Raw genomic sequence first — 23,695 nt, 5'->3', positions numbered from 1 at the left:
TACAACATCTGTGACGGTGTCTACCCCTGACGTTGGTATGAGAGAAGATTTTTACCCAACGCACGGATCCCGTGCTCTGGCGTTTCGAACTTAGCGAATCGCCCATCACTACCTATCTGCCCTTCCCATGGGTTTGCGTCGCTTGCTTCAATGTTTCCCGGGTTATTGTTTCTCAGCCCGCGCGCTGGCGAAGAATTGCCATGTGAGGTGAAGCGGGTGACGCCGCCAAGATCAGAAGGTTCGCCATTTTTCTGAATGAACTGGTCGTATCGACCAGCAGTGAGCTGAGCCGTTAAAGCGGCCTTCGATGACTTATCGCGGAAATTAACCCAGTTGGCTTCAATTTCTTCAGGGCTTTGCCCATGAGTTTGACCGTAAGCCATGATCTGGTCTCTGGCCGTCAGGTTGGCATCGATGAATCCCTGATTATCATCAAAGCTGTTTTCTGCCTGCTGCTGGAGGTTTGTAATAAGTCCCTGAAATTGCCACTGTTCAAACTGCTGTCGCTGCCCTATCTCATAGGTTTTGGCGCGGCTTGATACTTGTTGTCCTGCCTGCTGAAACTGGCCCCAGAACTGTTCTTTCACAGCACCATCTGGAATAGCGGAATAGGTTTTTTGAGCAAGTTCAGCGAGCTGGTTAGCAACCTGCTGACTCTGCCCCAGCGCATTGGCACCCTGCTTTGTTACCAAGCCAGTCTGTGGGTTATTGATCAGGTCATCAGCCTGTTTGTTAAAATCCAGAAGAGCATTCTGGGCAAAGGCCAAATCGGTTTTATGCTTCTGTTCCTGAATGACGCCAGACAAGTTATTCCCAAACTCTGCAATACCGTCCAACATCCCCGGACGCTGCTGAATGTTGGCGACATTAACGGGGCCCGGACGGTCAACACTCTGACGTTCATACTGCGGAACCGGTACTAATGGCATGATTTCACCTTAGCTGAAAGAGAATGGGGAGGTAGCTGAATATGGTTGCTTAGACAGGTTAGAGAACATGCTGCTTGATGAAGCCGTACTTGAACTAGTGGAGGCTGCTGAGCTAAACCCACCCATTGTCTTATATGCAGAGAAGCCACTGAGTGTACTGTTTAAGATTGTGGTGCCAGCTTTTGCATATCCTGCATTCTGATCAATCTTGCCCTGTGCTCGGCTGGCGCTGGCCTGAAAGTCCAGACCGGCAGCCTGACGCTGAGCGTTGTTGATGGTAGTCAGCGAGTCCAACTCGGTGCCTGATGCCGTATCACCGAACGTGTTCAGCGCTGAACCTGATGTCATGTCAGTGCCGTTGGCACCGAACGCGGCAGCCTGCCGGCCAGCCAACTGCCGACCCTGATTTTTCTGCTGAAGCGCCTGCGCATTGCCAGCGTTAACCGCATCGCGGCCAGACTGTTCAAGGTTGTCAGCATTCGCATCAGCTACTTTTTTTGCATCATTACCCTGTTTAATTGAACTGGCCGCCGATGCCGCTGCCGTGATGGCAGTAATAGCCAGAACTGCTGTTGTTGGCTCACACATTATTCAGCCCTCAGATGGAAATGGTGGAAAGGTAATTGCAGCGCGCCGTAGGGATGCGCGTCATTAAGCGTGAAGCCAAGCCAATGCAGCCATGATTTTGCGGCGGTATTACGGGCATCAACGAAGTTTTCGAGACGGGGATACAGCGCCAGCATTTGAGCCAGTACCGGGCGGCAATGACGAAGGAAAGTTACCTGCACTTTCTCCAGTCTGTCGGTGCCGACCAGCCAGGGAACCCCGAAGCCGGTAAGCATTGACGCAGGGCAGACGCCAAAGATCCCGACAACTTCCCCGTCAATGAGTCCAGCCCAGCAGATGGATGAAGCGCGCATGGAACGGCGTAAGACCTCATCAGGATTGATCAGAGCGGCAGCATAGAATTCATCGATATCCGCCTGACGGATGTAAGGCAGAATCTCTGCGGCGTGCTGTTCTGTGGCCTGTACGATTTCAACTTTGCGCATATCAACCACCAACCGTTATTTTTGGGATGATCGACAGGATAGAAAGCGGAAGCGGATCAGACTGGCTGACTATTACGCGGCCTGACTTATCCCACTCGGAGTCGAGATCAACGGTAACCAGTCCGGTTTTGTTGCTGACCGGGTCGTCGTAAAACTCAAACTCACGCTGCGGGTATTCGTACATCTTCCCGCCGGGCGTTCCGGCGAAAATTCCACGACTGTCCTGCACCATGATGTCGGCTTTGTTGATGATTTTTTTCTTATCGAGAATGGTTTCCTGACCGGCGAAATTGATATCCAGCGTTTCAATCACTGCGGCGATAGGCAGGCCGACATGCACAACCGCGCCTGGCGTTTCCAGAGAAATGGCTCCACTGGTAACAACCTTTTGAGGTTCGACATTTCCGTCGGAAAGAATGCTTACGGTCTGGCCTTCGAGATGAGACAGACCGGTAAAATTGGCTTTCGCCATATTCCATGATGTCGTGGCCACACCCTGAAATTGCGCGGGCACGTTTCGGTTTGCGCGCACGGTCACCACATTCCCGCTGTCTATAGAGACAATCAGCAGCTTCAGGATCTTGTCAGTGTCGTCTTCGGTGTACGGCAGCAAAATTTCATCATCGACATTACCCGCCACAAAGTAACTCGCGCCGTTGATCGTCAGCGTGTAGTCAGTGCGATAATCCCAATCGCCGGTACCGCCGGTCAGGATCACCGTGCGTGAAGCATCGGTGTTGCGGCCGTCATAGCTCAGCCCGCTATCGACAATGAACGAGTCGCTGATGTCGGCAAAAATACGGGAGTCAAGGCGCTCGATGTAGCGCTTGGTCTGCCCGTTGATGACGCGGCGAACCACGGCATATAGGGCATCTTCATTGCCTTCACTGATACTGCATACTGATTCGTAATAACCGTTTGTTGCCGGGTGCGGGTGCCAGGCTACGACCTGCTGATCGCGGAGATAAGTCAGACCCATGAGCAGCCCATCATCACGGATGCACCAGACGATGCTGAACGGCGTGATGGCGAAAGCCCAGTCAACAATCTGGTGACCGATAAACAAATGGTTTGCCAGAATAGTCAGGTCAGAACCCTGAAAGCCGTCAACGTCAAACGAGTACGCCAGATCCCGCACAGCGCCGCCCTTCTGCTGTACGAACAGCGCAACATTGCTGATGGCGATCGGTGGCACATCGCTGGCGCCGTTCTGCCCCTGAGAGCTGAAATTGAATGTCGATGGGGTGAGCGTATTGGTCTGGTCACCGTTGACTTTGTACTCACCACCAGATGTCAGGACAACTAAAGATCCGACGTCAATCAGGTGCAGGATTTTATTCAACTGCCTTCCGGCGTAGGTGTACGTGATTGCATCATCGTCAACCTGCGGAACAGTTTTACCGAAATCCTTATAATCGCCGCTTTTGCTTGTCCATACTGTTTGAGGGGAGGAAGTCGACCCTGCAAAAATCAAACGTTGCTGATAATAGGTTACGGTTCCCGGATATCCGATTTCGCTGTTCCATGCAAAATGCGCCCACTTGTACGTGGCATTTACAGAACCGATCATGTCCTGAGGCAATTCCTGTTCGCCGTCTGTTCTGGTTACAACTGTCCCCGTTGCGGTTAGACCATCACCTGAAACACTGGCGATTTTTACTATCCCAAAGCCACTGTGGATATAAGCCCATTGAATCCCGTTCTCGCTGTCTTCAGTGTCACCGGCATAACCATCCCACTCAGCACCTTGCGTGTGCGTTGGCGCAACGGTGCCAGTACGGTTGGTTGAGCCAGCAGCGATGCTTCGATAGTAATTAGTGCTGTACCGGATCATCGACCCAACAGTTACTTTCTTGTCAGTCTCCCACCTGGTGATGGTGTCGATATTCTTCTGTTCGGCATAGAAAAGCTTCCCAACATGATATGACTGGAAAATAGCGGAATTTGCTGTAAGCGTTACGGTGCCGGTTGCCGCGCTTGCATAAACAGTAATGCCTTCATCGATGTTCACATCTCCGAACGGGCCGCTTGTTGTTGATACATCTGCTGTTCTCCAGTCCTCATTTCCATACCGGCGTATTTCCATCGGCGGATAATTGACATGACAGATCGTCATAACATCGGCTGACTGTGTGAACTTAAGCATAAACAGATCAGATTCAGCGTAAGGGGTTACCACTTCGACAGGCTGACCAGCGCTGGCCCCTGATGTGTAGAGAACCGGAGCGCCATTAACCCAGACGCGCATATAACCGACGCCGAATTCCAGAGCAAAGGTCTGGCTAACGGAGAACTGGAAAGGGATTAACCGGCACTTCTGGGACGAGCTTTTTGCTTCACCAAGGAAGCGGAACCCGGCGCGATTATCGACGCCACCAAACTGGCGAACCATGAAGTTGCGGCAGCGACGTAGCGAACTGGCGTAGCGCTCAAGGTCAACGCGTCCGTAAAGGTTTGGGGAGATTTCACCACCGGCAAAAGATGCCTGCATTGCGCTCACGGCCATTATGACAACCTCGCTATGGTGAACTCCGACTCAGGCACAAGCGGCTCCTGCGATTCATTATTCGAATGCGCCACGCCAGCCAGTACCATTGCGTTGTACATCTGCAACGCCTTATTACCGAGATCTCCAGAGGCCGCCAGTGGCATTGCAAATTCAGCGGCCAGCTTCCAGCTCAGGGCGTCGGCGAACTGCGCATCAAACATGTTCGGATCAGTGATCTTGCCAACGTAACGCAGTTGGGCTTCAGGCTGGTTTGTGTAGATTATTTTCCCAGTACCCGCGGCGTCTGAACCCACCTCGTACGTCACTCGCATGCCGGGCGCCGGATAACGGATACCTGGCGTCATTATTTCTGTAATACGCATGCAGTCTGTCGGATAACGATATGCAAACTGCCAGTCGGTAGAAGGTGTATCCAGATCAGCAAGAACGACACGCTTAGATGCAAAGTTCCAATCGAAGTCGCTCAGCACAGTGTCGCGCGAGGACTCATAAAATACGTTGGCAACATCGGCCTGCTTGCTCTGCTCGCTCAGGCTGTTGATGGTGCGTGAGCTGCCGATGCGCATCAGCGCGATATTGCAGATCTGGATAACCGAGGCCATTACGCATCGCTCCCGTATAACGTGTCAGCGGCGGTCTTCTGTGGCTCTGCTGTATCATCCATCAGACCGATATCGGTGATCTGCATTTCGACGCTGCTGTATGAGTCTTCGCCATCTTCGCGCATGCTGGTAGACAACACTTTTGCCTTGCCGCACAGCAGCATTTCAGCCCCGACCTTAGGCAGTGCGATGCCCAATTTCTTCAGGGTTTCATCGTTGAGGGCGATGCGAAGACCCCACGGATAGTCGTCGCGCTCTACCGTCTTCCCCTCTTCATTTTGAAAGCTGTCAGTTCCCTGCTTAAGATTGACCATCTGCGGTTGTTTCATGTCGATGCTCCGGAAAGTAAAGGGGCTTTCGCCCCTTCGGGAAGTGACTGTTAAACGCCTAACTCAGCGCGCTTTTCAGCGATTTTGGTTTTCATGGTGTCAGCCTTCATGGCCGGATGCGGAGCCGTGTTAAACAGGGCTTCGTACTCTTCGCGCAGAGCGGCCAGATCGACATCAGCCTGATTAGAACCGTCATCTTCCGGCTTCGGAACTGATGGCTTTTCATCTTCCGGCTTCGGAACTGATGGCTTTTCATCTTCCGGCTTCGGCTCAACATAGTTCTTGTCGGCCTTCTTCTTCGCTTCTTTCGCCGCATCGTTGATCGGCTCCAGTGCGCTGCCCGGTTTGCCTTCGTAATCCACTTCATCACCCTCAAACAAGAGCTGTTTGTTGATGTATGAAGGAGCCAGGATTCTGTAGCGTGCAACTTCTGACATGTTGCCCCCTGTTATTTAACGGTGAAGCCAGACGCGTAGAACGTATTCGCATCGACATCGAGGTTAATGCCGGACGTAAACGCACCGGCAGTTAATGGACCGGTGGCAACCACGTAGTTCACGCGCAAGTACTTCAGCACACCCTGCGGAACCTTGGTGGACAGAATGCGCTTACCGGCCACCAGTGATGCCAGAGCAATAACGCCACTGTCATACAGCGTTACCCAGGTGGCGTTATCGGTACTGGTTTGCAGCTGAACGTTGACGGTCGCAGCACCGGCGGCGGTGGCCGTGGTGTTTACGTTAGTCCAGAACTCCAGAGGCTCGCCCACACCAATATCGCGGCGTGTGCCTTTCAGCGGGCTCAGGTCGATCACATCGGTTGAAGCAGCTGTAGCGGTAACCGCCTGCGCTTCGGAGAACATCAACAGTTTGTCGAGGATCATCTTTCTTTCTCCAATGAGTGGGCTACATCAGCAGCCCATCAGTTAGGGGCGGCGGTTAAACAACGCGGGCTTCAGTTTCCAGAAGTGCGTCAGTTTCACGGATCGGGATATTACGGAACGTAGTCCAGAACTCGCCTTCAGTTTCTTTCACGGACAGCGCCAGAGATGCTTTGCTTAGTGATTGAATGTCGAGGTATTCATTCAGTGTACGGTTCATGTAGAACACCGGCTTACCCATGCCACGGTTCGGGATACGGTGCAGCGCTTTGATCATCAGCTTGACGATATCAACCGGAGTGGTTGCATCCAGATCGCTGATATCAATGTTTGCGATGCGCACGACATAACGCCAGTCACGCAGCGCCAGACCGTTATCCCACTTATAGTGAGAGCGATAGCCTTCGTACTTACCACCGGTTGCATCAATCAGTGTCTGCTGTCCCTTGTCTTCGTGGCTCAGACCGGCCTTCTGCCCTCTCGGGAAAATGCCGTGAACGGTATTCTCGCCCCATACCACCAGCCAGATAGATGCGTTATCAGTGCCAGTACCGCCTGCATCGATAATGTTCTGCGCATTCCCAGCTGACAGGCTGGAATAACGAGAAGACAGCCCCATGAACTGCTGAGGGTTAACGCTGGTATCGCCATAGAACACTGTGGTCGCCATCGCCTGATTCATGGCTTCAATGAATGCCCGATCTTCTGAGAGACGGAATTCAGAAGTATTACCGTTCAGGTCTGCCAAAGACTTATCGACTTCTGAATAGGCTTCCAACATGCCACACGCATCAGTAACAGCTACGGTTGTTGATTTGCTTGGTTGTACGCCATAGTTCAGCAAACGCCAGGTGGCGTTTGGCAACCCGGAACGCACAGTTGTGCGGTGACCAGTTGGCAGGTTCCCTTCTACATACGGCATGTCCTGTAGGATCGGGTTCGTCTGCGAGAGCAGCTCAGTAATTTTGTCGATCTTGCCTTGTGGGTCTACACGTTTACCCCAGTCGGCCAGCGTAAGCGCTGTGGTGCTTTTAACAGCCATATGTCAATTCCTCAGTTTTTTCCGTACAGAACATCGGCCGCACTACGCTGGCCACCAGTGTTTGGCATGATCATTGAGTCTTCACTCATGGCCTTGCCGACTTTTACGAAACAACGCACCAGATCGGGATGATTACCCAGACCAGTGTTTTCCAAATATTCACGCAGGCCAGCAGGGGCAAAGGTGTCCAGAGCCTTCTGAGCAAGCCCGATGTTGGCATCAAAGGCATCACCGCCGATCTCTTTATCGGTCTTGACTTCGTTCGCCCAGGCTTCGGTTTGCTTCGCCCAGCTCTCCTGCTGGCGCGCTTCAATCTTCGGCAGGATCTCTTTGCCGTAGATGTCCACCAGCTTCTGAGCCTGTTCATTGTTCAGGCCAAGCTCGCGGGCTACCGGGTCAAGCACGGCAGCCATTTCAGCATCGAATTCTTGACCTTCCACCGGCGACTTGAATTCGTACTTTTCAGGAACCTTGTCGGCTTTGTCTTTTGCTTCTTTATCCGCCGCAGCTTTGTCAGCTAATTCCTTTTCCTGCGCCAGTTGCTCTGGAGTTTTGTCGCCTGCTGCTGGCTTATCAGCATCACCAGCAGGTTTATCCGTGGTTACAGGCTTATCAGCCGCTGAGGTTTGGTCAGCAGGCTTATCAGCAGAAGCCTCGACGGCCGATGCGGCTGGCGCCTCAGTACCGGCAGCGCCGCCCGCCTCAGCACCGGCATCAGCAGACTGAAGGCGGCGAAGTACCAAACGTTCGAATAAATTCATCAATCTTTCTCCGTAATCAGATCGGGATGGTTTGTGCTTTCAGCTGCGTCAGCACCGCATTCAGCGTTGTGCGAAGCACCAGAGCATCAGCCAGCAAGGCGTTGTATTTGGTGACCAGGTCGTTGTGGTCAACGAGCAGGCCAGCAACGTCAGTTGCTGTGGAAGCGGTGTCTGCGGTTGCCGTCGCTGCGGCCGCTGCTGCGATAGTCGCGCCGAGTTTTACGCCGCCAGCAGTTGTTGACGTTGGTGCAGGAACAGAAGCGCCGGACTCATCGACTACTTCCACGATTTGATTACCGCCATCAAAGCGGGCGATACGTTGGGTCTGAATTCTAGGCATTGCCGTCTTCCTCTTTCGCTTCTTTCGCCATCACAAGCCACATATCAGGGCAGACGCGCATCACGTTGCTGAATACGCGAAGACCGGCGTTACGTTGGCCTTCATTAAAATTCGTTGCGTTGTTGTCTCCGGTGAAGCTGGAGGCGAATACCTTTGTTTCTTCCAGCAAAGCCCAGATGAAGCGACGGCCTGACACTGTGTTCATGATGTTTTCAATGTCCTGATCATCACGCTTTGCCAGTTCTGAAGCCTTTTTCTGCTCTTCTTCTAACCGCTGCTCGTTCTCTTCTTGGTCGTAGGCTTGGCTCATGGCTGCATCGCTCCGGTTACTGCGGTCAGCGCACTTGGCTGATCGGTCTGGGTTTCGCTGAGGGTTTTAGCCCCCTGCACCGCAGCCATGCTTTGTGCCATTGCCTTCTCTTGTTGCTGCTGTTTCGCTCGGTCTTCACGAACCTGTGCAACCTGGTCGCTGGTGGCGATGATGGTGGCCGGAACGCCGACCATGTTTCCGTAGTCGTCGATTGCCTGATCGATGTTGAGTTTGTCCAGCGCGGCAGGGTTGGCCCGAGCCAGACCGCCGACGAAGCCGACGAACCGTTCGATTGAGCCAATGCCCACTGCCTTCTGTGCCTGCGCCATTACCGAGATGTACTCGACGCGCAACGACTGGCCTGCCAGCTCTTTCGGAGCCGGTGGCAGCATGTTTTTACGCGCCATGATGTTGAAGATGCGATCGATAGACGGGTCGAGGAATTCATCATTCAGGCGTTCCAGCACCGGCCCCAGCATCAGCAACTTCTCTTCTTTCATCTCAACCACGGCTTCCACCGGCATGCTGCGGGTGTTGACTTTTTGCAGCATCATGAAGAGGTCAACAAAATAACTGGAGTTGATGAGGGATCGCGTGTCCTGAATATCGGCCACCAGCTCATTGATGCGCGGGTTGATGGTGTAAGCAGGCTGGAATGAGGTATTGCTGCTGACCTGGTCAACGTAAGTGATTTCACCCGGCAGCAGGCTGGCGCGCTGGCTGCGTAAACTGGACGGGCCCACCATCGGCGGATTAACCAGTTTGTCGATGGCCTGCGCTTTGCGGCGCTGCTCGAGCTGGAGAGCTTTCACACTACCCAGCGCAATCATGCCCGGACATGACGAACCGTAAACGTCCTCGCCGTTGATATCCCAGCGCGGTGCCATGATCGGCATGTCGTCGAAACCCTTCTCGCTCAGCAGTTTGTTGTCTGCACCACCCGCCTCGTAATAGACAGATGCAAACTTCTTGTTCTTCGAATCCATCTTGCCGGTATCGCGGTTCATGTTTGGCTCAACGACGTGAACAACGTCGAACCACTGCTCGTACTGCTGGCTGGTCCATGCCGATTTAACGCTGTCACTGACGTTGTCCAAGCCGAAGCGCTGAACGATTTGACGGCACGTCATAGAGAATTTGCGGTAAACGGTATCGACCTGAAGGCGATCGCTGTTCGACAGGTAATAACTGCCGATCGGGAATGGGTGCGTGCGGATGACATCTTCGTCATCTTCCAGCAGGGACATCGCTGTAGTGCCGAACGTGCCGAGCTGGCCGTAGACGATCGGCAGTGACTGATACCAGTTCGATTTGTTCATCACGTCGTTCATGCGGTTCTGAACAGTTTCGAGCCAGAACTTAACCGGTCCGTATTCCATCATGTCCGGGTCAGGCGTGCCGAGTGAAAACCACGGGCGCGTCGGACTGGTGATGCCGGAGAGCATCCCGCTGGACAATGTGCGGTTCGCCATCGTCGCCGTCGGGTCAACGATCTTGGTATTGCGGGTAGATTTGTTACGGTCAGTGGTGAGGAATCTGCTGCTGCGCGGCAGAATGAAATCTGACAGGTCACGCCAGTGGGTATCAAACGATGATCGCTCTGTTTCCAGAGAGGCCAGTTGTTTGTTGTAAAACTGTTTGCGCGATTCTTCAGCCATCGATTAAGCCCCCAGCAGGGTTTTGCCTGAGGCGGCGGCTGGCGTACTGGTATCACCCTGCGCAGACGTCAGGATCGTGGACTTCTGACCAGCGGCGGCACGGCGGCGGCGCTTCTCTTCGTCAGTGGCGTTCACAACTGCTTCGTCTTGGGCTTGCGGTGCAGATTGCACTGCTGGAGTAGAGGTTTTTGGAGAGCTACCGATGCACATGATTTTTTCATCCGCAGAAAATAATTACCATTTAACCATATTAGAATATTTATTGACAATTATTAGATGTGTAGTTACCTTTATGGTAACTATTGAGTCGTCATGATTGGTAGTTGGTATGAAACCACAGTGAAAAGAACGGTCGTAAAAACGACGCCGGAGCGTAACCGGCCCTTAACAGGTAAGAGCATTGGTTGGAACGCACATAGAAGCTTCGTTGTCCGCACCAGTAGCCGGGGAAAAATCCAGCATAAACCGTGCGGCGGCCAGATCGGTGCCAGGTTACGCAGTGCTCTTTCCGTTGAGTCGGACATCTCAACACCCGTTCCATTACCAAATGACTACTTACATAAGTGCGCAGGCAGTGCCTGTTTCCTGCAAAGGTTTAAAATCTGGAGCAGTCCGGTACTGGAACCGGATCACCGAACTCAGCGTTGCTGGACGTAAACCAGCGTATTACCGCATGAGCATTGAAGTAGCCAATAAGCACCGTATGGGATGGCGCCGGTGCCCACAGTGCTCAGCCGGTAATACCTGTGACCGTGATACATCCCATTGCTGTGTGTAGTCTTTCGCCTCCTTCGCCGGGGGCATTTTTTTAACCTCGAGGTATATCCATGAATGAGCAAGCGAACAAAGTCATTGCTGAGCTTTTGCAGAAAGCTGTGGAAGGCGTAGACGCAGCAGTCAACTTTAGCCAGGCACAGATTCCTGATGTTATTCACCAACTTTTGGTTTGGAAATTCACCATCTCATTGATCGTGCAGGTCATATGCATGCTGGTGATAACAGTCATTGTTATCTTAATCAGTCGCGGTTTGAGAAATCGGGGAGAACCAGAGCAGGCAAGTAACTACTCCAGCCGTAAAGCTTATAAGAACCACGGAATGTTCTGGGATGAAGACGGGGATTTAGCTTTTGGTGGTGGCATATCTCTCTTGCTTGCAGGTCTGGCGATTCTGATCGCAACCGGTATATTTCTTTCTGGCTTTGACTGGTTGCAGATATGGATTGCACCGAAGCTTTACCTTATCGAGTATGCAGCGAACTTAATATCAAAGTAGCAATAAGAAGTCACATCAGCCGCTGCGTGCGGGCTTTTTATTTGTGCGGTGCGGAGATAGCCGCTATCCTAAGTCTGTAGCACAAAGGCGTGCGGTTGGGTCTACCTCCATACATATCGGAAAGTCTTCGACCACTTCCCGGACTGAGCCCCGATAATTCGGGGCTTTTTATTGGCAACTCCTGCATAATTTGCAGTAGTTCGATTGTCTGCCAATGCGCTACTTATAGGGGTCATAATCTGTCGCCACCTGATTAGCCGCCAGTCCTCCCGGCAGGTTCTGCCTTTTGGTGACTGGGAATGCAAACGTCAGCACCAGAGCATCGGCCTTGCCCGGTGACCGCCCTATCCGCTTCTTGATTTCCTCTTTCGCTTCCAGCACGATTTTTCCGTCAACACGCACTTTGTACTCAGCAGTGCTTAGGTCGTCGGCTGTCTCCTGATCGTCCAGAGAACCGCCAATTTTAAGCCACGATTTGCAGCTGTTGTACATCTCACCGCGCTTGTTCAGCATCTGGGGGTCGGTTGAGCCGCCGCCGAACGGTACCAGCTGCCACGTTCTGCCCCATCCATCACCGATGGATTTGATGCCGTTGCCATAACCGAAGTCGATAAACACCTGGTCTGCTTTGTACTGGTCTTCGAAGTCGGCGATGCGCTTCGCGGATATCAGCTCGTCAGTGGTTTTCGGGTAGGTGCCAAGGCATTTGCTGTGCAGCCCCTGTCGCATGTAAATCACGAAGTCATCAGCGCCGGAGTATGCAGGGTCAACGCCGATAATGATCGGGGCGTGCGACACCTCGGCGGCCGTCCACTGGCGCTTCATTGCGGCATCGGTCAGGCCGGTTGGTATGAACTGAGCCTCTGACACATCAGGGAAGATGCCACGCACACGCACCTTCACGAAGTCGCTGTCTTCGCCGTAGTCGTCCACCCACTTTTGCAACTGCTCTTTGTTGGTGCCTTCCACCGTGCGGCTGTCAATCTGCGCGCAGTGCCAGCGGTGTTTGTACTTACGGAAGCATTCGCGGAAACGTCCGCTGTTACGGGTCGGGTTCCCGAATGCCACCCAGATGATTTCTGTGTCCTCATCCGTCAGTGCCCCTTCGGCAACCTCCCACACCAGATCGGCAATGTTGGATGCTTCATCGAATACGACAATGATGCGCTTGCGCTCGTTGTGCAGCCCGGCGAATGCCTCGGTATTATGCTCACTCCACGGAATGGCATCAGCGCGCCAGCGCTTATCGTGGCCGCTGTCGTTGCTGTACATGGCGGTGGCGGTCGTCGTGAACCACGACTTGGTGATTGCGAGGTTCGACCATTTGATGATTTCCGGCCACGTCTTGGTGCGCAACTGGTTCTCGGTGTTGGCGGTCACTACCACCTTGCAATCCTCGCAGGTAGACATGCCCCAGTTCATCAGCATGGAGATGAATGCGCTGTTATGTGTGACGATATAATCTCGAGCCAGGAAAATACCCCCAGCCACTTCAAAGCAAATACCAGCCCCTTCTGCTGCCGGATCAATGCTTTCAATCCACTTTGTCGTGTAGCGTTTTTCTGCAACAACCAGTTGATGTTGCTTTCTGTTTATCCTGAATAACTGAGTTTCACCGTCCCATGTGATATGAGTTGACCAACTTCCAGCAAATTCGTTTGGCTTAAATTTTTCATTCCTTGCGCGCAAACCAAGTGATCTAGCGATCTCAATAACATCACAAGTGAGTTGCCTTGATGCGGAGGCAAAAGCTGCTCCACCACATGATTTTTCAACCCAACCATCTGTGTCGAGTAAACCCTGAAGAACATTCAGTCTCTGATCTGACTCAACATACCTACGATCTACACTGGCGTTATATGTGGTACAACCATTAAGGCCAGAATTAGTCAAATCCACCTTGAGGCCTATAGCTGTTCTGGTTTTTCCATTCACGCGCGTTGGGTAAGCTATGTTTTCCCAAACCTCAGAATCAATATTGGTTATCCTGCCACTGGCCTTGTCGCCATCGCCAAGCCATACCCCATATGTATATGGATCAATTGGTAATGATTTATGAGGATAAATAACCCGCGGAGACGCAGGGATTTCCCACTGCCGCGCCATCGTTATGCCATTTCGGCGCTTCACGCCACGCTCAAGAATGTCTATCGTCTCGAGAACATCCCAAGATTGAGATCCTGTTCTGCGTGAATTCCGTCCCCTGACCTTCCACAGGTGACCTGATGATACTTCCACAGCAGTGCCGTCAGAGAATGTCACTCGATAAAACGGGCATGATTCATAGAACTTGGTGCCAATGACTTTGACGACTTCGCCATTTTCACCGAATAGCAGATCGCCAGGTTTAACATCCGAAACGCACCTCATTCCTAAAGGAGTTGGCACTATATCGTTAGGCCTCAGAGCTTTCCCGATGCCGTGCCCGGATGCCCTGGCTATCATCAGCGGCTGGTGCCGTGTCGCCGGATTCTGAAGATGGTCGCGTATCTCTCGGAACGCATCAGCCTGCCATTTCCTCGGACCAGCGGCATGCGCCAGCTCTGTTCCATGCTCGCCCCACGGAAACGCGTAATGCGCATAGCCCAGCGGGTCATGCGTGAAACTGGCAATGTCTTCGATCAGTTGTTCTTCCGGCGATAGCGCGACGGCATCGGTCATTTTTCTTCACTCTGTTCTTTGACGCGGCGGCGGGCTTTCGCCATGCGGTCAGCGATGGTCACGGTACCGCTCACCTCGATGCGTTCTTTGAACGCCATAACGTCAACGTGCTTCCCGATCAGCTCGAGGTTCTTAACTTTGTCCGGCCATTTGATTTTTTGCAGCGTGGATTCAATATCATCCTCTTCATTCTTCCCGGCCATGCGGATCCGGTTGATGTCCAGCCCGCTGAGAGTTGTGCGCCAAATCTTCGGCCACTGGCTGATTGGCTTGAGCCCGCCGTCATCGTCGAGGATGTCCAGTACGTCCATCTGGTCTATTTCCACCAGCCGCAGCAGCACGTAGTCAGCACTGACGCGCAGGCGCTTATTACGCGCTTCCATCAGCGCTTCGATACGAGCAATAACCTTCGGCAGATTCATCAGGCCAGCAGCCTTTTGCGTGGCAGTCTTGACCGAGTAACCAGCATTGATTGCTGCCTGTCGCTGGTTGCGGGGATCCCTCAGCATCTCCTGACAGAACAATTCCATTTGCGCATTAAGTTTACCTTTTTCAGCCATAATAATTACCTCCACGGTAATCATAACACGCAAAAGAAAACCGCCAAGCGGCGGTTATTCTGGTTGACAGAGCACTGGTTGGATGTAAAAACGGTTGACGCAAATGATCGTGACATGTCACACCGTAAGTTTTGTCTCATGCCAGCCCATAGTTTGCCAGCATGCACCTTCACCGATGAACGCACAGCCCTGCTTATCACCTGGTAGCGCGTCGCCGCACTTCCCGCATTTGCGCCCGGCTTGCTCGGTGAGCTGCGCCTGCAACTCTGCGTTGTCTTTGCGGATCAGCATGGTGATGTACTCGTCCATATCGTACGGTTCTCGCTGCGGGCGGCGGAGTGCACAGTTTTCACGGAGCATCTCCACCTCCTGCCGGTCGAGCGCCACCTCGACCTTTTGCAAACCGGCGTCAGACTGGCGGGCACGCTGCGCGGCTTTGCGCTCTGCTGCGGACTTAGCCATTGATCACCTCCGCCTTGATTTTGTAGTAAGCCTGTTCAAACCCGCTCCAGTATTTCCAGTACTGGAACCGCTGCTGTAGCCAGTTCGGGGCCATATCACGCACCATCCTTCACGATGCCGCCAGAGGCCTCGATTGCTGCGTTCCATCCGGCTGCATATGCACCATAGGCACCTTTTAATCCTAGCCTTTCAACTTGCGCAGAAATCTCCGCTACTTCTGGTGCATCGGATTGGGTAATCTTATTTAGCAACACGACCGGCTTTTGCGGGGCGGTGAATAGCTCCGTTCCTGCCGGTAGGTGTTGTATTTTTTCAAGGTAGTAATCGATAACCTTGCGACCTACGTCCGGCCAGTTCTTCGATATCACTATCTGAGCCACCGGCACCTGACCGCCTTTCAGCGCTTCACGTAGGATGATTAGTTCGTCGGCCATTGCCTTACCTTCGCCACGCCCCAGAAAGCCATCGTCCGCCGCAGATATTTCTTTCAAACGCTCAATGCTCAGCTTGTTCATGGTTTTACCTTAGTCCTTTGACATATGGAAAAGGATGAGGAATCCGACACAGGCACATATGACTACGCCAACACCTACCCCTATCATTAGCAGCCAAACCAGAATCGTTCCGATTAAAGCGATCATCACTCCCCCTTAACCGCTGTGACGCGCAGCATTGGGCATGGCAATCCGGTCGGATGCGATTTTCCGCACAGGATACAAACGCCCTGCACATACTCAATGACCTCTTGCGGCAGCCCTTCAAGCGAAGGAATTACGGCCTTAACTTCTGTTAACTCGTTATTTTTCATAATATTTATCCCATTCAAAATGTTAACGATGATTACGGTTTTTAATTTCCTGCACTTCTTTGCAGCCCACGCAGAGCTGCACACCTGGTAGCGCGGCGCGGCGTTCTTCCGGTATTTCGTTGTCGCACTCGGCGCAGAATCTGGCTGATGGTCGGGTTGAGTGCTGGGTGACGGCTTTCAGCCGCATGTCCAGAATCTGCTGTTCTGTTTCGCTGACGTGGTCTAAGTGATCCATCAGGATTTCACTCCCAATCCGTGGCGGGCGATGAGCAGCGCATCGGCAATGGCCTGCCCTTTGGCTTTTGCATCGAGAGCGCGCAGTGATGGGTAAAGCTGAATTGCCCGGCTGCGCGCCGCGTCTTTGTCGCTGCCGATGAGGCCAGCTGATTTCTTCCATGCTTGCGGGGTAACGAGGGAATACGGCAGGAACATACCCTGTAGGATCCCTTCGACGTTGCCCGCCGCATGGCCGAACGTGAACATTGAGCTGACGCCCTGCCCCGGCATTGCGCCGACCTGTTCCAGATATGCGTGAGCGATGAGGCCGCGGTACTGAAGCAGGAAGGTAGCGACCTGCGCACCGTTGACCCGGGATTTCGTACCGACTTTCACGGTTGGCATGCTCAGGTGACTGATGTAAGCGCCGTGTTCGTTGATGATTGCGATGGCGCCAGAGCAGCCGGGATCGATACCTGCGAATAACTTGGTCATCAGTTGCCCCTTATCGCTTTTTCGAACATCTTCACGACCAGCTTGGCGGCCTGTGAGCGACGACGAACGCTGCGGGTTTTGCCACCACCAGACACTTCAAAGGTGTCCAGCGTGCGGTTATGCTCAATGCGATATCCGGTTGCTCTACCACCCAGCGTTAGCAGTTGTGCGCCGCCGACTGACGCCACCAATTCGTATTTAATTTCCATCAAATCGCTCCAATTACCTTTAAGGTAAACATTACCATTTTGGTAACTATATTCAACATAAAAAACGCGTTTGCTTTCACAAAACGCACCATCGCTAAAACTCTCTGTAACGCACCACAATCGTTTACGGATTTAAATCCATCTCGTTATGTGGCTTTACTGCTTTAAATTGATTCTCTGGGGTGCTGGTTGAAGAATTTCAGCACTCAGGACTTTTTCTTATCCAGTAAATCCATCCATGCAGGACGGGGACGCGTTTTATTTTCGATTCTGGTCGCCGGTGTCGGTACCTGTTCGCCAGCTGCCAACTTCGCTGCCCATTCCCGGATCTCGGTACGCAGCGCTTTATCGACCTCAACGCCTGACAGGTTGTAACGCACCATGCGCTGGCGCACCGATGTGCAGATCCAGTACAGAACCCAGTTCGAGTTAGTCCACGGGAACAGCTCGGCGCTGTCGTAGTAACCGCGATCCCGGCAGTAGCGTTTGAATTCTTTCGCCACGTCTTCGAATGGGATCCCCAGCTCGGTGCTGCTGGTGCCGTGAACCAGCGCCAGAAAGTCAGTCAGGTCTGGTGCGAAGTTGTTGCCTTCGTCCAGGCTGCGCCGCATGCATGCCGCCATGCCAGCTTTGATCTGGTCACTGGTGAGTTTTCCAATCGCCTGAATCCAGAGTGATGACGGGGCCGCCCCGTTCCTGCTCGTCCATTTGTCCGTATACAGAACAACCATTTTCTCCCAGAAGATAATCGCCTTCGTCGTCGATTCCTTCTTGCTGACGGAGCCTTGCGGTTGCGGCAGAGACGGCTTCTGCTGCGCGGCCTTTGTAATCGCTTCCTTGACCAGATCTTCCACTTTTTTCATGTTGATCACCTTTGGTTGGTTTTGATGCTCTTGAACGGCTTACGCAGATACTCTGCGCGAGTTTCTGTTCCCACTGTGCTTGGTGGAATACCTTTCCCTCGGCAATCCAATAATCTACAAACTGCATCAACTCAGCGGCTGTATAACCGTTGCCAATCGGCTTACCCCACAGGGCTGATTTTTGTATGAAGTCAGATTCCGGCATCCAGTCACTGAACATTTGAAACTTTCCCAACTGCGATGATCCTCCTGCTGGAGGTATGCGGTTATCCAAAATTGCGTTGTGGTTAGGGCCAGGCATCTCCGTTTTTTCATTTTCGCAGAGAGAGGGGTTTACCTTTCCATTCCCTGATCCCTGATCCATTCCTAATGGGAGTCCTCCGGTATAACTACCGTAGTTGTACGGTAGTAGTTCTAACTCCTTGATTTTACTTGGCCTTGGCTTGTTTACTACCTGATGTCTGGCGAAATTACTTATAAGGCCAAAATGCTTGCTGTCGGAGGTGGAAAACAACGTCAAATAACCTTGGTTGGAAAGCTCCCGTAGCATTACCGGAATCGTCACGGATGGTTCCCTTATTGGGAAAACAGCTGCTTTAATCAGTTTCGGATTGGCGTTAAAGAATCCTTCATCATCCGCGTAATTCAACAACCCAATTGCCAGCAAACATGCTGCTTCCGAAACCTCGGCCATATCTTCATCTGTCCAGAATTCTGGCTTTATCGTGCGGATTCTGGCCATTAGTCGATTCCTCCATAAATTTTCCGCTCAACAGTTAAGCGGAAATCAGTCCATGACCGACAACATTTAGCTATACCCTCTAATTCATTGACATCATTACCAGCTTCAACCCATGCAGATATAAGGTCCATAACGAGGTTTTCATTTACACAAACCCTATTCCTGAGAATTCCACGAATATAGTGAGAGCGTTTAACAGCATCAGGCTTAGAAAGCATGTTGATTACGCGGGGAATATAGTCAAAGAATGCTGTTGCAGTTTTTCCGTCAATAACACCAACATCAGATAGAGTTTTTTCAAATGCAATATCTATAGCTTTATAAATCAGTTGAAGTGGGTGTTTTTTTGCCATCAATAAGCAGCCCCTTACACCGGATTCATTGAGCTTCAAAGGCGATATGTAACTATTGATTATCTCGCAAATAGAATCTGCCAAAGTGTTATCTATGCTGTCCATTTCATTCCGCCAAGAGATAAGCATGGCAAGTTGCTCCCTTCTCTCGTTTAACTGTTGTAATTGCTCAACTTGTACTTTAACAATAGATGTATCGCTTAATAGGCCATCAGACTTACCAAGGTTGCAATCTATGTATGAGGTGATCATATTTAAAACGTCATTACCCCCGCCTTTGCTAACAGGGAAAATGTGATCAGCATGCAAAACAATTTCTGGCGCAGACTTACCGCAGTATTGGCATTTAAATCCGTCACGCTTGAAAACTTCAAACCTAACTTTTTTTGAAATTGGCTTTCTGCTCATAACATCACCTGGGATTGTGCCGCTTTCAAGATATTGGTCACTTCCTGACGATGGCGGTCAGCACTCTCTATGGCGCATTGCACACAGGTTCCGCTCAGGACATAACGCTCACTGAGATGACCTTTTTTGCACTTATGGCCGGTGTAGTATTTATTGATGCCAGCAGTAGCCGCATCAACACGGGTAATGATTTTCAATTTCAGCCCCTCAGTTTTGCTATTGATATCGACTATTTTGCACAATCAGAAAGATTGATCAACCACATTTGAATTTTAATTACCATCCTGCAAAGCGCCCTTGATTTTCAGGCATAAAAAAACCTCCCGAAGGAGGTTTGCTTAACCCGGTGAAGGCTGAATATGAATCATTCGTAAAAAAGACCAATGAATTTTTCTTTGGAAACGTCCGCCCCAGCCGCAACGCAAGCCTGATGCAGGTTGCTCATCAACTCAGTGCGCGGCACCTTATTTTTATTAATGAGATGGGATTTTATGTATCCCGGCGTTGTACCCGCATCAGTAGCAACTTGCAGACGATTTTCGGGAGTCAGGCTTAGCCAGAACTTTTTGAAGTCGAAATCGTTCATTTTATCCTCGTTTAAATCGCTATATCGGGTTAATGATTACCCAAAAGGTGCCATCCTGCAAGCACCGTTACCAAAAAGGTGCTTTTACCTTTTTGGTAACTTTGTTTTAAATAGCAGCATCAAGTTATTGGAAACGAAAATCGGGTCATGAAAAATATCCACGACGTAAGAAGAGAAAACCTTAGAACCATCATCCAGAAAGATTTTGATGGGCGTCAGATCCGATTAGCGGAAGCATTGGGCTGTCAGCCCAATCTGATTTCTCGCTGGATGGCAGAGCCCTCCCAAGCAAGCGCCAAGAATATCGGGATGTCTTCAGCTAATAAGATAGAGATCGCCGCCAGAAAACCTAAAGGATGGATGGATGCAGATCACGGCATGGCGATGGCGGCAGAAGCTGAGCCACTGGACGCCAACACGGAGATCGGCATTATTGCTGCGCAAAACCTTGCTGCTTGGATGCAGGCCAATAAAGAGCTGAAGTCCCAGGCTGCTGTTGCAGAAAAGGCAGAGGTCGGCCAGTCTACGGTTAACCGCCTGCTGAACCACGAAGCCAGCATCTCTATTAACAACCTGGCTGCCATCGCCGCAGTGTTCAATCGCCGCGCATATGAACTGCTGATCCCGCCGCACGACGAATCCGTGATCCAGTATGACCGCAGCCGGTACGCCGCCCTGCCCGCAGAAGAGAAAGCCAAGATCAAATCATTCATCGACTTCGTGATGAGCGAAAACTCCAAGTAACCTCCTCGTTGCTCAGCGCCGGGCTTCATCATGGCGCCACGTCCCCCGTACTCCCGCACCACAAATAATTACCTTTTTGGTGACTTTATTTCTTGCTAACGATTGACATACCCCATATATGCATTTAAATTACCGTCATTGGTTACCGAAATGGTAACCCGCTCTTTAAAAATCAGGATGACATACACCCCCGCAAACGCGGCATTTATAAGGGAAATTGTATGTGAACTTCAATGTAGTCTCACCGCTGCCCATGCGTGCGTGGGCTTCGGTAAGGCAGCAAAACCCACCATCACATAACTAACTGAGACTACCGATATGAACGCAACTGAATTAACGAAAATTCTTGATGAACACAAAGTCTGGGTAATTTCGCTTCGTGAAAGAGGATCACGTGCCAACCTGCGCAGTGCCAACCTGTGCGATGCCGACCTGCGCAGTGCCAACCTGTGCGGTGCCGACCTGTGCGGTGCCGACCTGCGCAGTGCCAACCTGTGCGGTGCCGACCTGTGCGATGCCGACCTGCGCAGTGCCGACCTGCGCAGTGCCAACCTGTGCGGTGCCGACCTGTGCGATGCCGACCTGCGCAGTGCCAACCTGTGCGATGCCAACCTGTGCGGTGCCAACCTGTGCGGTGCCAACCTGCGCAGTGCCGACCTGCGCAGTGCCAACCTGCCAGAGCACACCTACGTAATTACAGGCCATATTTATGCAATAACGATTACGAACGGAGAATACATTCGCGCCGGGTGCCAGAATCACACCGCTGAGGATTGGAGAAAATTCAGCAAGCGAGAAATTGCTGATATGGATGGCCGAAAGGCACTGAAATTCTACCCGAGGTTGCTGGATATTATCGATTTCTATTTTAGTGTTGGCGCTCGACCAGAATGGTTAAAAAAGCCTGAATCAGAAGAATAGTCGTCGTGAACACCATGGAAGCCGCAGCCATGAAACTGATAAACACGTTAACTGGTGAGATCTTCTTAGTCCGTCGCCGTGGTTGCGACTACCGGGTTGAAATATCAGATAACCCACGAAGCACCATGACAATGGACGAGCGCCAGTTCCTTGCATTCACGTTCAAACCGGAAATTCAGGAAATTAAAGAGCCAGAAACACCGGCTCACTCTTTTTTACGCCTTGAATAGTTACCAAAACAGTAACTAATTAGGAGCATCAAATGCGTTTCACGATCCAAAACGGTAAACATCTTTTCACCATCAACGGCCAGACCCGCGCTTTTGAGAGTTTCCGCAGCAGCGTGGAATGGGCGTACATCACTAAAACGGCGATGAAAATTGCCAGCGAAATTTAAGGACACAGCAATGAAAGAAAGCATCGGAAAAATGGTAGCACTTGGCATGCTGGTAAGTGCCACTTCTGAAATCACGGCGAAATTCACCAACACATCAACGCTGATTATCGGCGCCAGCAAAACCCCTGCGTTAGCAGACGAAGAGTTTAAGCAGTTGGGGCGTGATTATGACGCCATAAATATGGCGGTTTGCGGCGTTCCGGCGGCTGATCAGTTAGAAGATGACGTCTTCCTCGGTATGGTTAACAGCCTTTACACAAACTACTCCGAAGTCGAACGCAGCACCGGAGCGCGGCGCGACTACATGAAACGCTGGCTCTCAGCAACCACTGCTGAAGTGGTTGCCGAAGAGCCTCAGCCCATCGTAGTCACCGAAACGTCAGCGCCACAAACCCTCGCAGATGGTGAGTTGGAAGACGAACCGCCGGTAAGCAGCACGCCATACTTTGAGCCAGGTCGATATGAGGGGATCTCAAACGATGATTACCACTCATCAAACGGCGTCAGCAGTACGCAGGTAAAAGATGCTCGCATCAGCCTGATGTACTTCAACGGTCGCCACGTCACCAAGACCATCAAAAAAGAAAGCACTGAAGCACTGACGTTTGGCTCTCTGGTGCATGCAATGGTGTTGGAGCCGGAAAAGTTGGATGAGGAATTCAGCATAGAGCCGGTTATTCCAGAAGGTGCTTTCACAAATACCGAGTCGATAAAGGCTTTCATCGACCAGTACAACGCACCACTTCCGCAGCCAATCGGTCTTGGCACTGCGCTGGAAGACACAAAAGCCTTCTACGAATCGTTACCAGCCGAATGGCAGACGATCCCGGCAGAAGGAAAAGTCACTGCCACAGCGATGAAGGATTGCATCAAGCAGTACAACGCATCACTTCCGCCTCTGTTGAAAGCCAGCGGGAAGAAAGAAGATTTAGCAGCAGCCATAAAATCCGTGAAACCAGATGCAGTTTTCGCAGATGAGCTGATCGCTGATTGGCAGCAGTCATGCACCGGTAAAACACCGATATTGCGTAAGCAGTTCGAACTGGCCACCAGCATTCAACAGGCTGTGTTTAACCACCCATCCGCAGGCGGTTTGGTGAATAACCCGAATCGCGCCGTCGAAGTCAGCTACTTCGGCATGGATGAAGACACCGGCCTTGATATCCGCGTTCGCCCGGACATGGAAATTGACTTCAACGGTATACGCGTCTGTTTTGACCTGAAGACGGTCAGCCTCGGACGCATCAAACAGGACGCTCTCCGCGCCAAATTGCACCGAACCATCATCGATATGGATTACCACGTCAGCGCCGCGATGTACTGCGACGTGGCTGACATGTCTCAGTTCTTCTGGATCTTCGTGAACAAAGACGAGGGCTACCACTGGATCGCCATCGTCGAAGCGTCAGAGGACGAGCTGGAACTCGGACGCCTCGAATACAAAGCAGCGCTGCGCGATATCCAGAACGCTTATGACACCGGCGTCTGGCCTGCCCCGATCACCAGCGAACTGGTTGATGAACTTAATGACTTCGAATTGCGCCGCCTTGAAGCGCTGCGCCTCGCTTAACTGGAGATAGAAAA

At 51.8% G+C, this 23,695-nt stretch carries 31 protein-coding genes and 3 pseudogenes; 6 read left to right on the top strand and 28 right to left on the bottom strand.

All coding sequences use genetic code 11. The annotated features are described in order from the left end of the window. Positions 1-20 precede the first annotated feature (20 nt). Genes ACM5QY_RS12650 through ACM5QY_RS12585 form a run of 14 tightly spaced genes read right to left on the bottom strand, consistent with a single transcriptional unit; the run spans position 21 to position 10,622 of the window. Positions 21-929, bottom strand: coding sequence for a hypothetical protein (locus tag ACM5QY_RS12650; protein ID WP_416120980.1), 909 nt, complete (start codon positions 927-929; stop codon positions 21-23). A 9-nt stretch (positions 930-938) separates the two neighbouring features. Continuing rightward, positions 939-1,517 carry a hypothetical protein gene (locus tag ACM5QY_RS12645; protein WP_416120978.1) on the bottom strand — a complete coding sequence of 193 codons (579 nt, stop codon included), beginning with the start codon at positions 1,515-1,517 and terminating at the stop codon, positions 939-941. Beyond that, a complete protein-coding gene (locus ACM5QY_RS12640; protein WP_416120976.1) occupies positions 1,517-1,981 on the bottom strand; it encodes a hypothetical protein in 465 nt (154 codons plus the stop codon). Before ACM5QY_RS12640 ends, ACM5QY_RS12645 begins: the two co-directional genes overlap by 1 nt. Position 1,982: 1 nt before the next feature. Continuing rightward, positions 1,983-4,487: a phage tail protein gene (locus ACM5QY_RS12635; protein ID WP_416120974.1), complete on the bottom strand. Its 2,505-nt coding sequence runs from the start codon at positions 4,485-4,487 to the stop codon at positions 1,983-1,985. Beyond that, entirely contained in the window at positions 4,487-5,092 is a 606-nt protein-coding gene (locus ACM5QY_RS12630) for a phage connector family protein (RefSeq protein WP_416120972.1), read from the bottom strand. Before ACM5QY_RS12630 ends, ACM5QY_RS12635 begins: the two co-directional genes overlap by 1 nt. Further along, positions 5,092-5,421, bottom strand: a complete 330-nt coding sequence (gene gp10 / locus ACM5QY_RS12625; RefSeq protein ID WP_416120970.1) for a capsid staple protein — start codon at positions 5,419-5,421, stop codon at positions 5,092-5,094. The genes ACM5QY_RS12630 and gp10 overlap by 1 nt, the downstream gene beginning before the upstream one ends. A 50-nt stretch (positions 5,422-5,471) precedes the next feature. Next, positions 5,472-5,858, bottom strand: a complete 387-nt coding sequence (locus ACM5QY_RS12620) for a hypothetical protein (RefSeq protein WP_416120968.1) — start codon at positions 5,856-5,858, stop codon at positions 5,472-5,474. An 11-nt stretch (positions 5,859-5,869) separates the two neighbouring features. After that, positions 5,870-6,304, bottom strand: a complete 435-nt coding sequence (locus ACM5QY_RS12615) for a Bbp16 family capsid cement protein (RefSeq protein ID WP_416120966.1) — start codon at positions 6,302-6,304, stop codon at positions 5,870-5,872. 55 nt (positions 6,305-6,359) lie between these two features. Next, entirely contained in the window at positions 6,360-7,343 is a 984-nt protein-coding gene (locus ACM5QY_RS12610) for a major capsid protein (RefSeq protein WP_416120964.1), read from the bottom strand. Between the two features lie 11 nt (positions 7,344-7,354). Beyond that, on the bottom strand, positions 7,355-8,104 hold the full coding sequence (locus ACM5QY_RS12605; RefSeq protein WP_416120962.1) for a peptidase: 750 nt from the start codon (positions 8,102-8,104) through the stop codon (positions 7,355-7,357). 16 nt (positions 8,105-8,120) lie between these two features. Beyond that, positions 8,121-8,444, bottom strand: a complete 324-nt coding sequence (locus ACM5QY_RS12600) for a phenylalanyl-tRNA synthetase subunit beta (RefSeq protein WP_416120960.1) — start codon at positions 8,442-8,444, stop codon at positions 8,121-8,123. Next, positions 8,437-8,754 carry a Bbp19 family protein gene (locus ACM5QY_RS12595; protein WP_416120958.1) on the bottom strand — a complete coding sequence of 106 codons (318 nt, stop codon included), beginning with the start codon at positions 8,752-8,754 and terminating at the stop codon, positions 8,437-8,439. The genes ACM5QY_RS12600 and ACM5QY_RS12595 overlap by 8 nt, the downstream gene beginning before the upstream one ends. Beyond that, positions 8,751-10,412, bottom strand: coding sequence for a portal protein (locus ACM5QY_RS12590; protein ID WP_416120956.1), 1,662 nt, complete (start codon positions 10,410-10,412; stop codon positions 8,751-8,753). The genes ACM5QY_RS12595 and ACM5QY_RS12590 overlap by 4 nt, the downstream gene beginning before the upstream one ends. 3 nt (positions 10,413-10,415) lie before the next feature. Then, positions 10,416-10,622, bottom strand: a complete 207-nt coding sequence (locus ACM5QY_RS12585; RefSeq protein ID WP_416120954.1) for a hypothetical protein — start codon at positions 10,620-10,622, stop codon at positions 10,416-10,418. 617 nt (positions 10,623-11,239) lie between these two features. Between ACM5QY_RS12585 and ACM5QY_RS12580 the strand changes: the two genes are divergently transcribed. After that, complete coding sequence (locus tag ACM5QY_RS12580; protein WP_416120952.1) at positions 11,240-11,686, top strand: hypothetical protein; 447 nt, start codon at positions 11,240-11,242, stop codon at positions 11,684-11,686. 219 nt (positions 11,687-11,905) lie between these two features. Here ACM5QY_RS12580 and ACM5QY_RS12575 read toward each other — a convergent pair. The 14 genes and pseudogenes from ACM5QY_RS12575 to ACM5QY_RS12510 all read right to left on the bottom strand — a co-directional run. Further along, positions 11,906-13,129 (bottom strand): annotated as a pseudogene (locus tag ACM5QY_RS12575) (terminase); the annotation flags it as partial. 198 nt (positions 13,130-13,327) lie between these two features. Then, positions 13,328-13,792 (bottom strand): annotated as a pseudogene (locus tag ACM5QY_RS12570) (LAGLIDADG family homing endonuclease); the annotation flags it as partial. 300 nt (positions 13,793-14,092) lie between these two features. Beyond that, positions 14,093-14,347, bottom strand: a pseudogene (locus ACM5QY_RS12565) (terminase); the annotation flags it as partial. Next, complete coding sequence (locus ACM5QY_RS12560; RefSeq protein ID WP_416120950.1) at positions 14,344-14,907, bottom strand: terminase small subunit; 564 nt, start codon at positions 14,905-14,907, stop codon at positions 14,344-14,346. The pseudogene ACM5QY_RS12565 and the gene ACM5QY_RS12560, both read right to left, overlap by 4 nt. Positions 14,908-15,024: 117 nt before the next feature. Further along, a complete protein-coding gene (locus ACM5QY_RS12555) occupies positions 15,025-15,369 on the bottom strand; it encodes a hypothetical protein (RefSeq protein WP_416120948.1) in 345 nt (114 codons plus the stop codon). Between the two features lie 95 nt (positions 15,370-15,464). After that, positions 15,465-15,884: a hypothetical protein gene (locus ACM5QY_RS12550; protein ID WP_416120946.1), complete on the bottom strand. Its 420-nt coding sequence runs from the start codon at positions 15,882-15,884 to the stop codon at positions 15,465-15,467. Positions 15,885-16,199: 315 nt separating this feature from the next. After that, positions 16,200-16,412: a TraR/DksA C4-type zinc finger protein gene (locus ACM5QY_RS12545; protein ID WP_416120944.1), complete on the bottom strand. Its 213-nt coding sequence runs from the start codon at positions 16,410-16,412 to the stop codon at positions 16,200-16,202. Continuing rightward, complete coding sequence (locus ACM5QY_RS12540; RefSeq protein ID WP_416120942.1) at positions 16,412-16,888, bottom strand: RuvC family protein; 477 nt, start codon at positions 16,886-16,888, stop codon at positions 16,412-16,414. Before ACM5QY_RS12540 ends, ACM5QY_RS12545 begins: the two co-directional genes overlap by 1 nt. Then, entirely contained in the window at positions 16,888-17,097 is a 210-nt protein-coding gene (locus ACM5QY_RS12535; RefSeq protein ID WP_416120940.1) for a hypothetical protein, read from the bottom strand. Before ACM5QY_RS12535 ends, ACM5QY_RS12540 begins: the two co-directional genes overlap by 1 nt. Before the next feature lie 206 nt (positions 17,098-17,303). Further along, positions 17,304-17,708 carry a replication protein P gene (locus ACM5QY_RS12530; protein ID WP_416120938.1) on the bottom strand — a complete coding sequence of 135 codons (405 nt, stop codon included), beginning with the start codon at positions 17,706-17,708 and terminating at the stop codon, positions 17,304-17,306. A gap of 28 nt (positions 17,709-17,736) precedes the next feature. Then, positions 17,737-18,702 carry a DnaT-like ssDNA-binding domain-containing protein gene (locus ACM5QY_RS12525; RefSeq protein ID WP_416120936.1) on the bottom strand — a complete coding sequence of 322 codons (966 nt, stop codon included), beginning with the start codon at positions 18,700-18,702 and terminating at the stop codon, positions 17,737-17,739. Continuing rightward, on the bottom strand, positions 18,702-19,463 hold the full coding sequence (locus tag ACM5QY_RS12520) for an HNH endonuclease (protein ID WP_416120934.1): 762 nt from the start codon (positions 19,461-19,463) through the stop codon (positions 18,702-18,704). Before ACM5QY_RS12520 ends, ACM5QY_RS12525 begins: the two co-directional genes overlap by 1 nt. Next, positions 19,460-19,660, bottom strand: a complete 201-nt coding sequence (locus ACM5QY_RS12515) for a hypothetical protein (protein WP_416120932.1) — start codon at positions 19,658-19,660, stop codon at positions 19,460-19,462. Before ACM5QY_RS12515 ends, ACM5QY_RS12520 begins: the two co-directional genes overlap by 4 nt. 167 nt (positions 19,661-19,827) lie before the next feature. Next, on the bottom strand, positions 19,828-20,049 hold the full coding sequence (locus tag ACM5QY_RS12510) for a hypothetical protein (protein WP_416120930.1): 222 nt from the start codon (positions 20,047-20,049) through the stop codon (positions 19,828-19,830). A 147-nt stretch (positions 20,050-20,196) separates the two neighbouring features. Between ACM5QY_RS12510 and ACM5QY_RS12505 the strand changes: the two genes are divergently transcribed. The 5 genes from ACM5QY_RS12505 (at position 20,197) to ACM5QY_RS12485 (ending at position 23,681) form a co-directional block, all read left to right on the top strand. Beyond that, positions 20,197-20,793: a helix-turn-helix domain-containing protein gene (locus ACM5QY_RS12505; protein ID WP_416120929.1), complete on the top strand. Its 597-nt coding sequence runs from the start codon at positions 20,197-20,199 to the stop codon at positions 20,791-20,793. 318 nt (positions 20,794-21,111) lie between these two features. Continuing rightward, a complete protein-coding gene (locus tag ACM5QY_RS12500; protein WP_416120928.1) occupies positions 21,112-21,714 on the top strand; it encodes a pentapeptide repeat-containing protein in 603 nt (200 codons plus the stop codon). A 5-nt stretch (positions 21,715-21,719) separates the two neighbouring features. After that, positions 21,720-21,944, top strand: a complete 225-nt coding sequence (locus tag ACM5QY_RS12495; protein WP_416120926.1) for a hypothetical protein — start codon at positions 21,720-21,722, stop codon at positions 21,942-21,944. Between the two features lie 32 nt (positions 21,945-21,976). Then, positions 21,977-22,111, top strand: a complete 135-nt coding sequence (locus ACM5QY_RS12490) for a hypothetical protein (RefSeq protein ID WP_416120924.1) — start codon at positions 21,977-21,979, stop codon at positions 22,109-22,111. Positions 22,112-22,121: 10 nt separating this feature from the next. Further along, on the top strand, positions 22,122-23,681 hold the full coding sequence (locus ACM5QY_RS12485) for a PD-(D/E)XK nuclease-like domain-containing protein (protein WP_416120922.1): 1,560 nt from the start codon (positions 22,122-22,124) through the stop codon (positions 23,679-23,681). Positions 23,682-23,695 lie beyond the last annotated feature (14 nt).

Source organism: Rahnella sp. PCH160 (assembly GCF_047784855.1).
GTDB lineage: Bacteria > Pseudomonadota > Gammaproteobacteria > Enterobacterales > Enterobacteriaceae > Rahnella.
This window is presented reverse-complemented; position numbering and strand designations above follow the sequence as displayed.

Coding starts and splice junctions, on each gene's coding strand:
- ACM5QY_RS12555 (WP_416120948.1), bottom strand. CDS start 15,369: ATGGCTAAGTCCGCAGCAGAGCGCAAAGCCGCGCAGCGTGCCCGCCAG.
- ACM5QY_RS12585 (WP_416120954.1), bottom strand. CDS start 10,622: ATGTGCATCGGTAGCTCTCCAAAAACCTCTACTCCAGCAGTGCAATCT.
- ACM5QY_RS12530 (WP_416120938.1), bottom strand. CDS start 17,708: ATGCGGCGCAGCCTGGACGAAGGCAACAACTTCGCACCAGACCTGACT.
- ACM5QY_RS12500 (WP_416120928.1), top strand. CDS start 21,112: ATGAACGCAACTGAATTAACGAAAATTCTTGATGAACACAAAGTCTGG.
- ACM5QY_RS12535 (WP_416120940.1), bottom strand. CDS start 17,097: ATGGAAATTAAATACGAATTGGTGGCGTCAGTCGGCGGCGCACAACTG.
- ACM5QY_RS12505 (WP_416120929.1), top strand. CDS start 20,197: ATGAAAAATATCCACGACGTAAGAAGAGAAAACCTTAGAACCATCATC.
- ACM5QY_RS12550 (WP_416120946.1), bottom strand. CDS start 15,884: ATGAACAAGCTGAGCATTGAGCGTTTGAAAGAAATATCTGCGGCGGAC.
- ACM5QY_RS12635 (WP_416120974.1), bottom strand. CDS start 4,487: ATGGCCGTGAGCGCAATGCAGGCATCTTTTGCCGGTGGTGAAATCTCC.
- ACM5QY_RS12525 (WP_416120936.1), bottom strand. CDS start 18,702: ATGGCCAGAATCCGCACGATAAAGCCAGAATTCTGGACAGATGAAGAT.
- ACM5QY_RS12645 (WP_416120978.1), bottom strand. CDS start 1,517: ATGTGTGAGCCAACAACAGCAGTTCTGGCTATTACTGCCATCACGGCA.
- ACM5QY_RS12605 (WP_416120962.1), bottom strand. CDS start 8,104: ATGAATTTATTCGAACGTTTGGTACTTCGCCGCCTTCAGTCTGCTGAT.
- ACM5QY_RS12650 (WP_416120980.1), bottom strand. CDS start 929: ATGCCATTAGTACCGGTTCCGCAGTATGAACGTCAGAGTGTTGACCGT.
- ACM5QY_RS12630 (WP_416120972.1), bottom strand. CDS start 5,092: ATGGCCTCGGTTATCCAGATCTGCAATATCGCGCTGATGCGCATCGGC.
- ACM5QY_RS12640 (WP_416120976.1), bottom strand. CDS start 1,981: ATGCGCAAAGTTGAAATCGTACAGGCCACAGAACAGCACGCCGCAGAG.
- gp10 (WP_416120970.1), bottom strand. CDS start 5,421: ATGAAACAACCGCAGATGGTCAATCTTAAGCAGGGAACTGACAGCTTT.
- ACM5QY_RS12615 (WP_416120966.1), bottom strand. CDS start 6,304: ATGATCCTCGACAAACTGTTGATGTTCTCCGAAGCGCAGGCGGTTACC.
- ACM5QY_RS12560 (WP_416120950.1), bottom strand. CDS start 14,907: ATGGCTGAAAAAGGTAAACTTAATGCGCAAATGGAATTGTTCTGTCAG.
- ACM5QY_RS12580 (WP_416120952.1), top strand. CDS start 11,240: ATGAATGAGCAAGCGAACAAAGTCATTGCTGAGCTTTTGCAGAAAGCT.
- ACM5QY_RS12620 (WP_416120968.1), bottom strand. CDS start 5,858: ATGTCAGAAGTTGCACGCTACAGAATCCTGGCTCCTTCATACATCAAC.
- ACM5QY_RS12540 (WP_416120942.1), bottom strand. CDS start 16,888: ATGACCAAGTTATTCGCAGGTATCGATCCCGGCTGCTCTGGCGCCATC.
- ACM5QY_RS12590 (WP_416120956.1), bottom strand. CDS start 10,412: ATGGCTGAAGAATCGCGCAAACAGTTTTACAACAAACAACTGGCCTCT.
- ACM5QY_RS12490 (WP_416120924.1), top strand. CDS start 21,977: ATGCGTTTCACGATCCAAAACGGTAAACATCTTTTCACCATCAACGGC.
- ACM5QY_RS12595 (WP_416120958.1), bottom strand. CDS start 8,754: ATGAGCCAAGCCTACGACCAAGAAGAGAACGAGCAGCGGTTAGAAGAA.
- ACM5QY_RS12610 (WP_416120964.1), bottom strand. CDS start 7,343: ATGGCTGTTAAAAGCACCACAGCGCTTACGCTGGCCGACTGGGGTAAA.
- ACM5QY_RS12485 (WP_416120922.1), top strand. CDS start 22,122: ATGAAAGAAAGCATCGGAAAAATGGTAGCACTTGGCATGCTGGTAAGT.
- ACM5QY_RS12600 (WP_416120960.1), bottom strand. CDS start 8,444: ATGCCTAGAATTCAGACCCAACGTATCGCCCGCTTTGATGGCGGTAAT.
- ACM5QY_RS12510 (WP_416120930.1), bottom strand. CDS start 20,049: ATGAACGATTTCGACTTCAAAAAGTTCTGGCTAAGCCTGACTCCCGAA.
- ACM5QY_RS12545 (WP_416120944.1), bottom strand. CDS start 16,412: ATGGATCACTTAGACCACGTCAGCGAAACAGAACAGCAGATTCTGGAC.
- ACM5QY_RS12520 (WP_416120934.1), bottom strand. CDS start 19,463: ATGAGCAGAAAGCCAATTTCAAAAAAAGTTAGGTTTGAAGTTTTCAAG.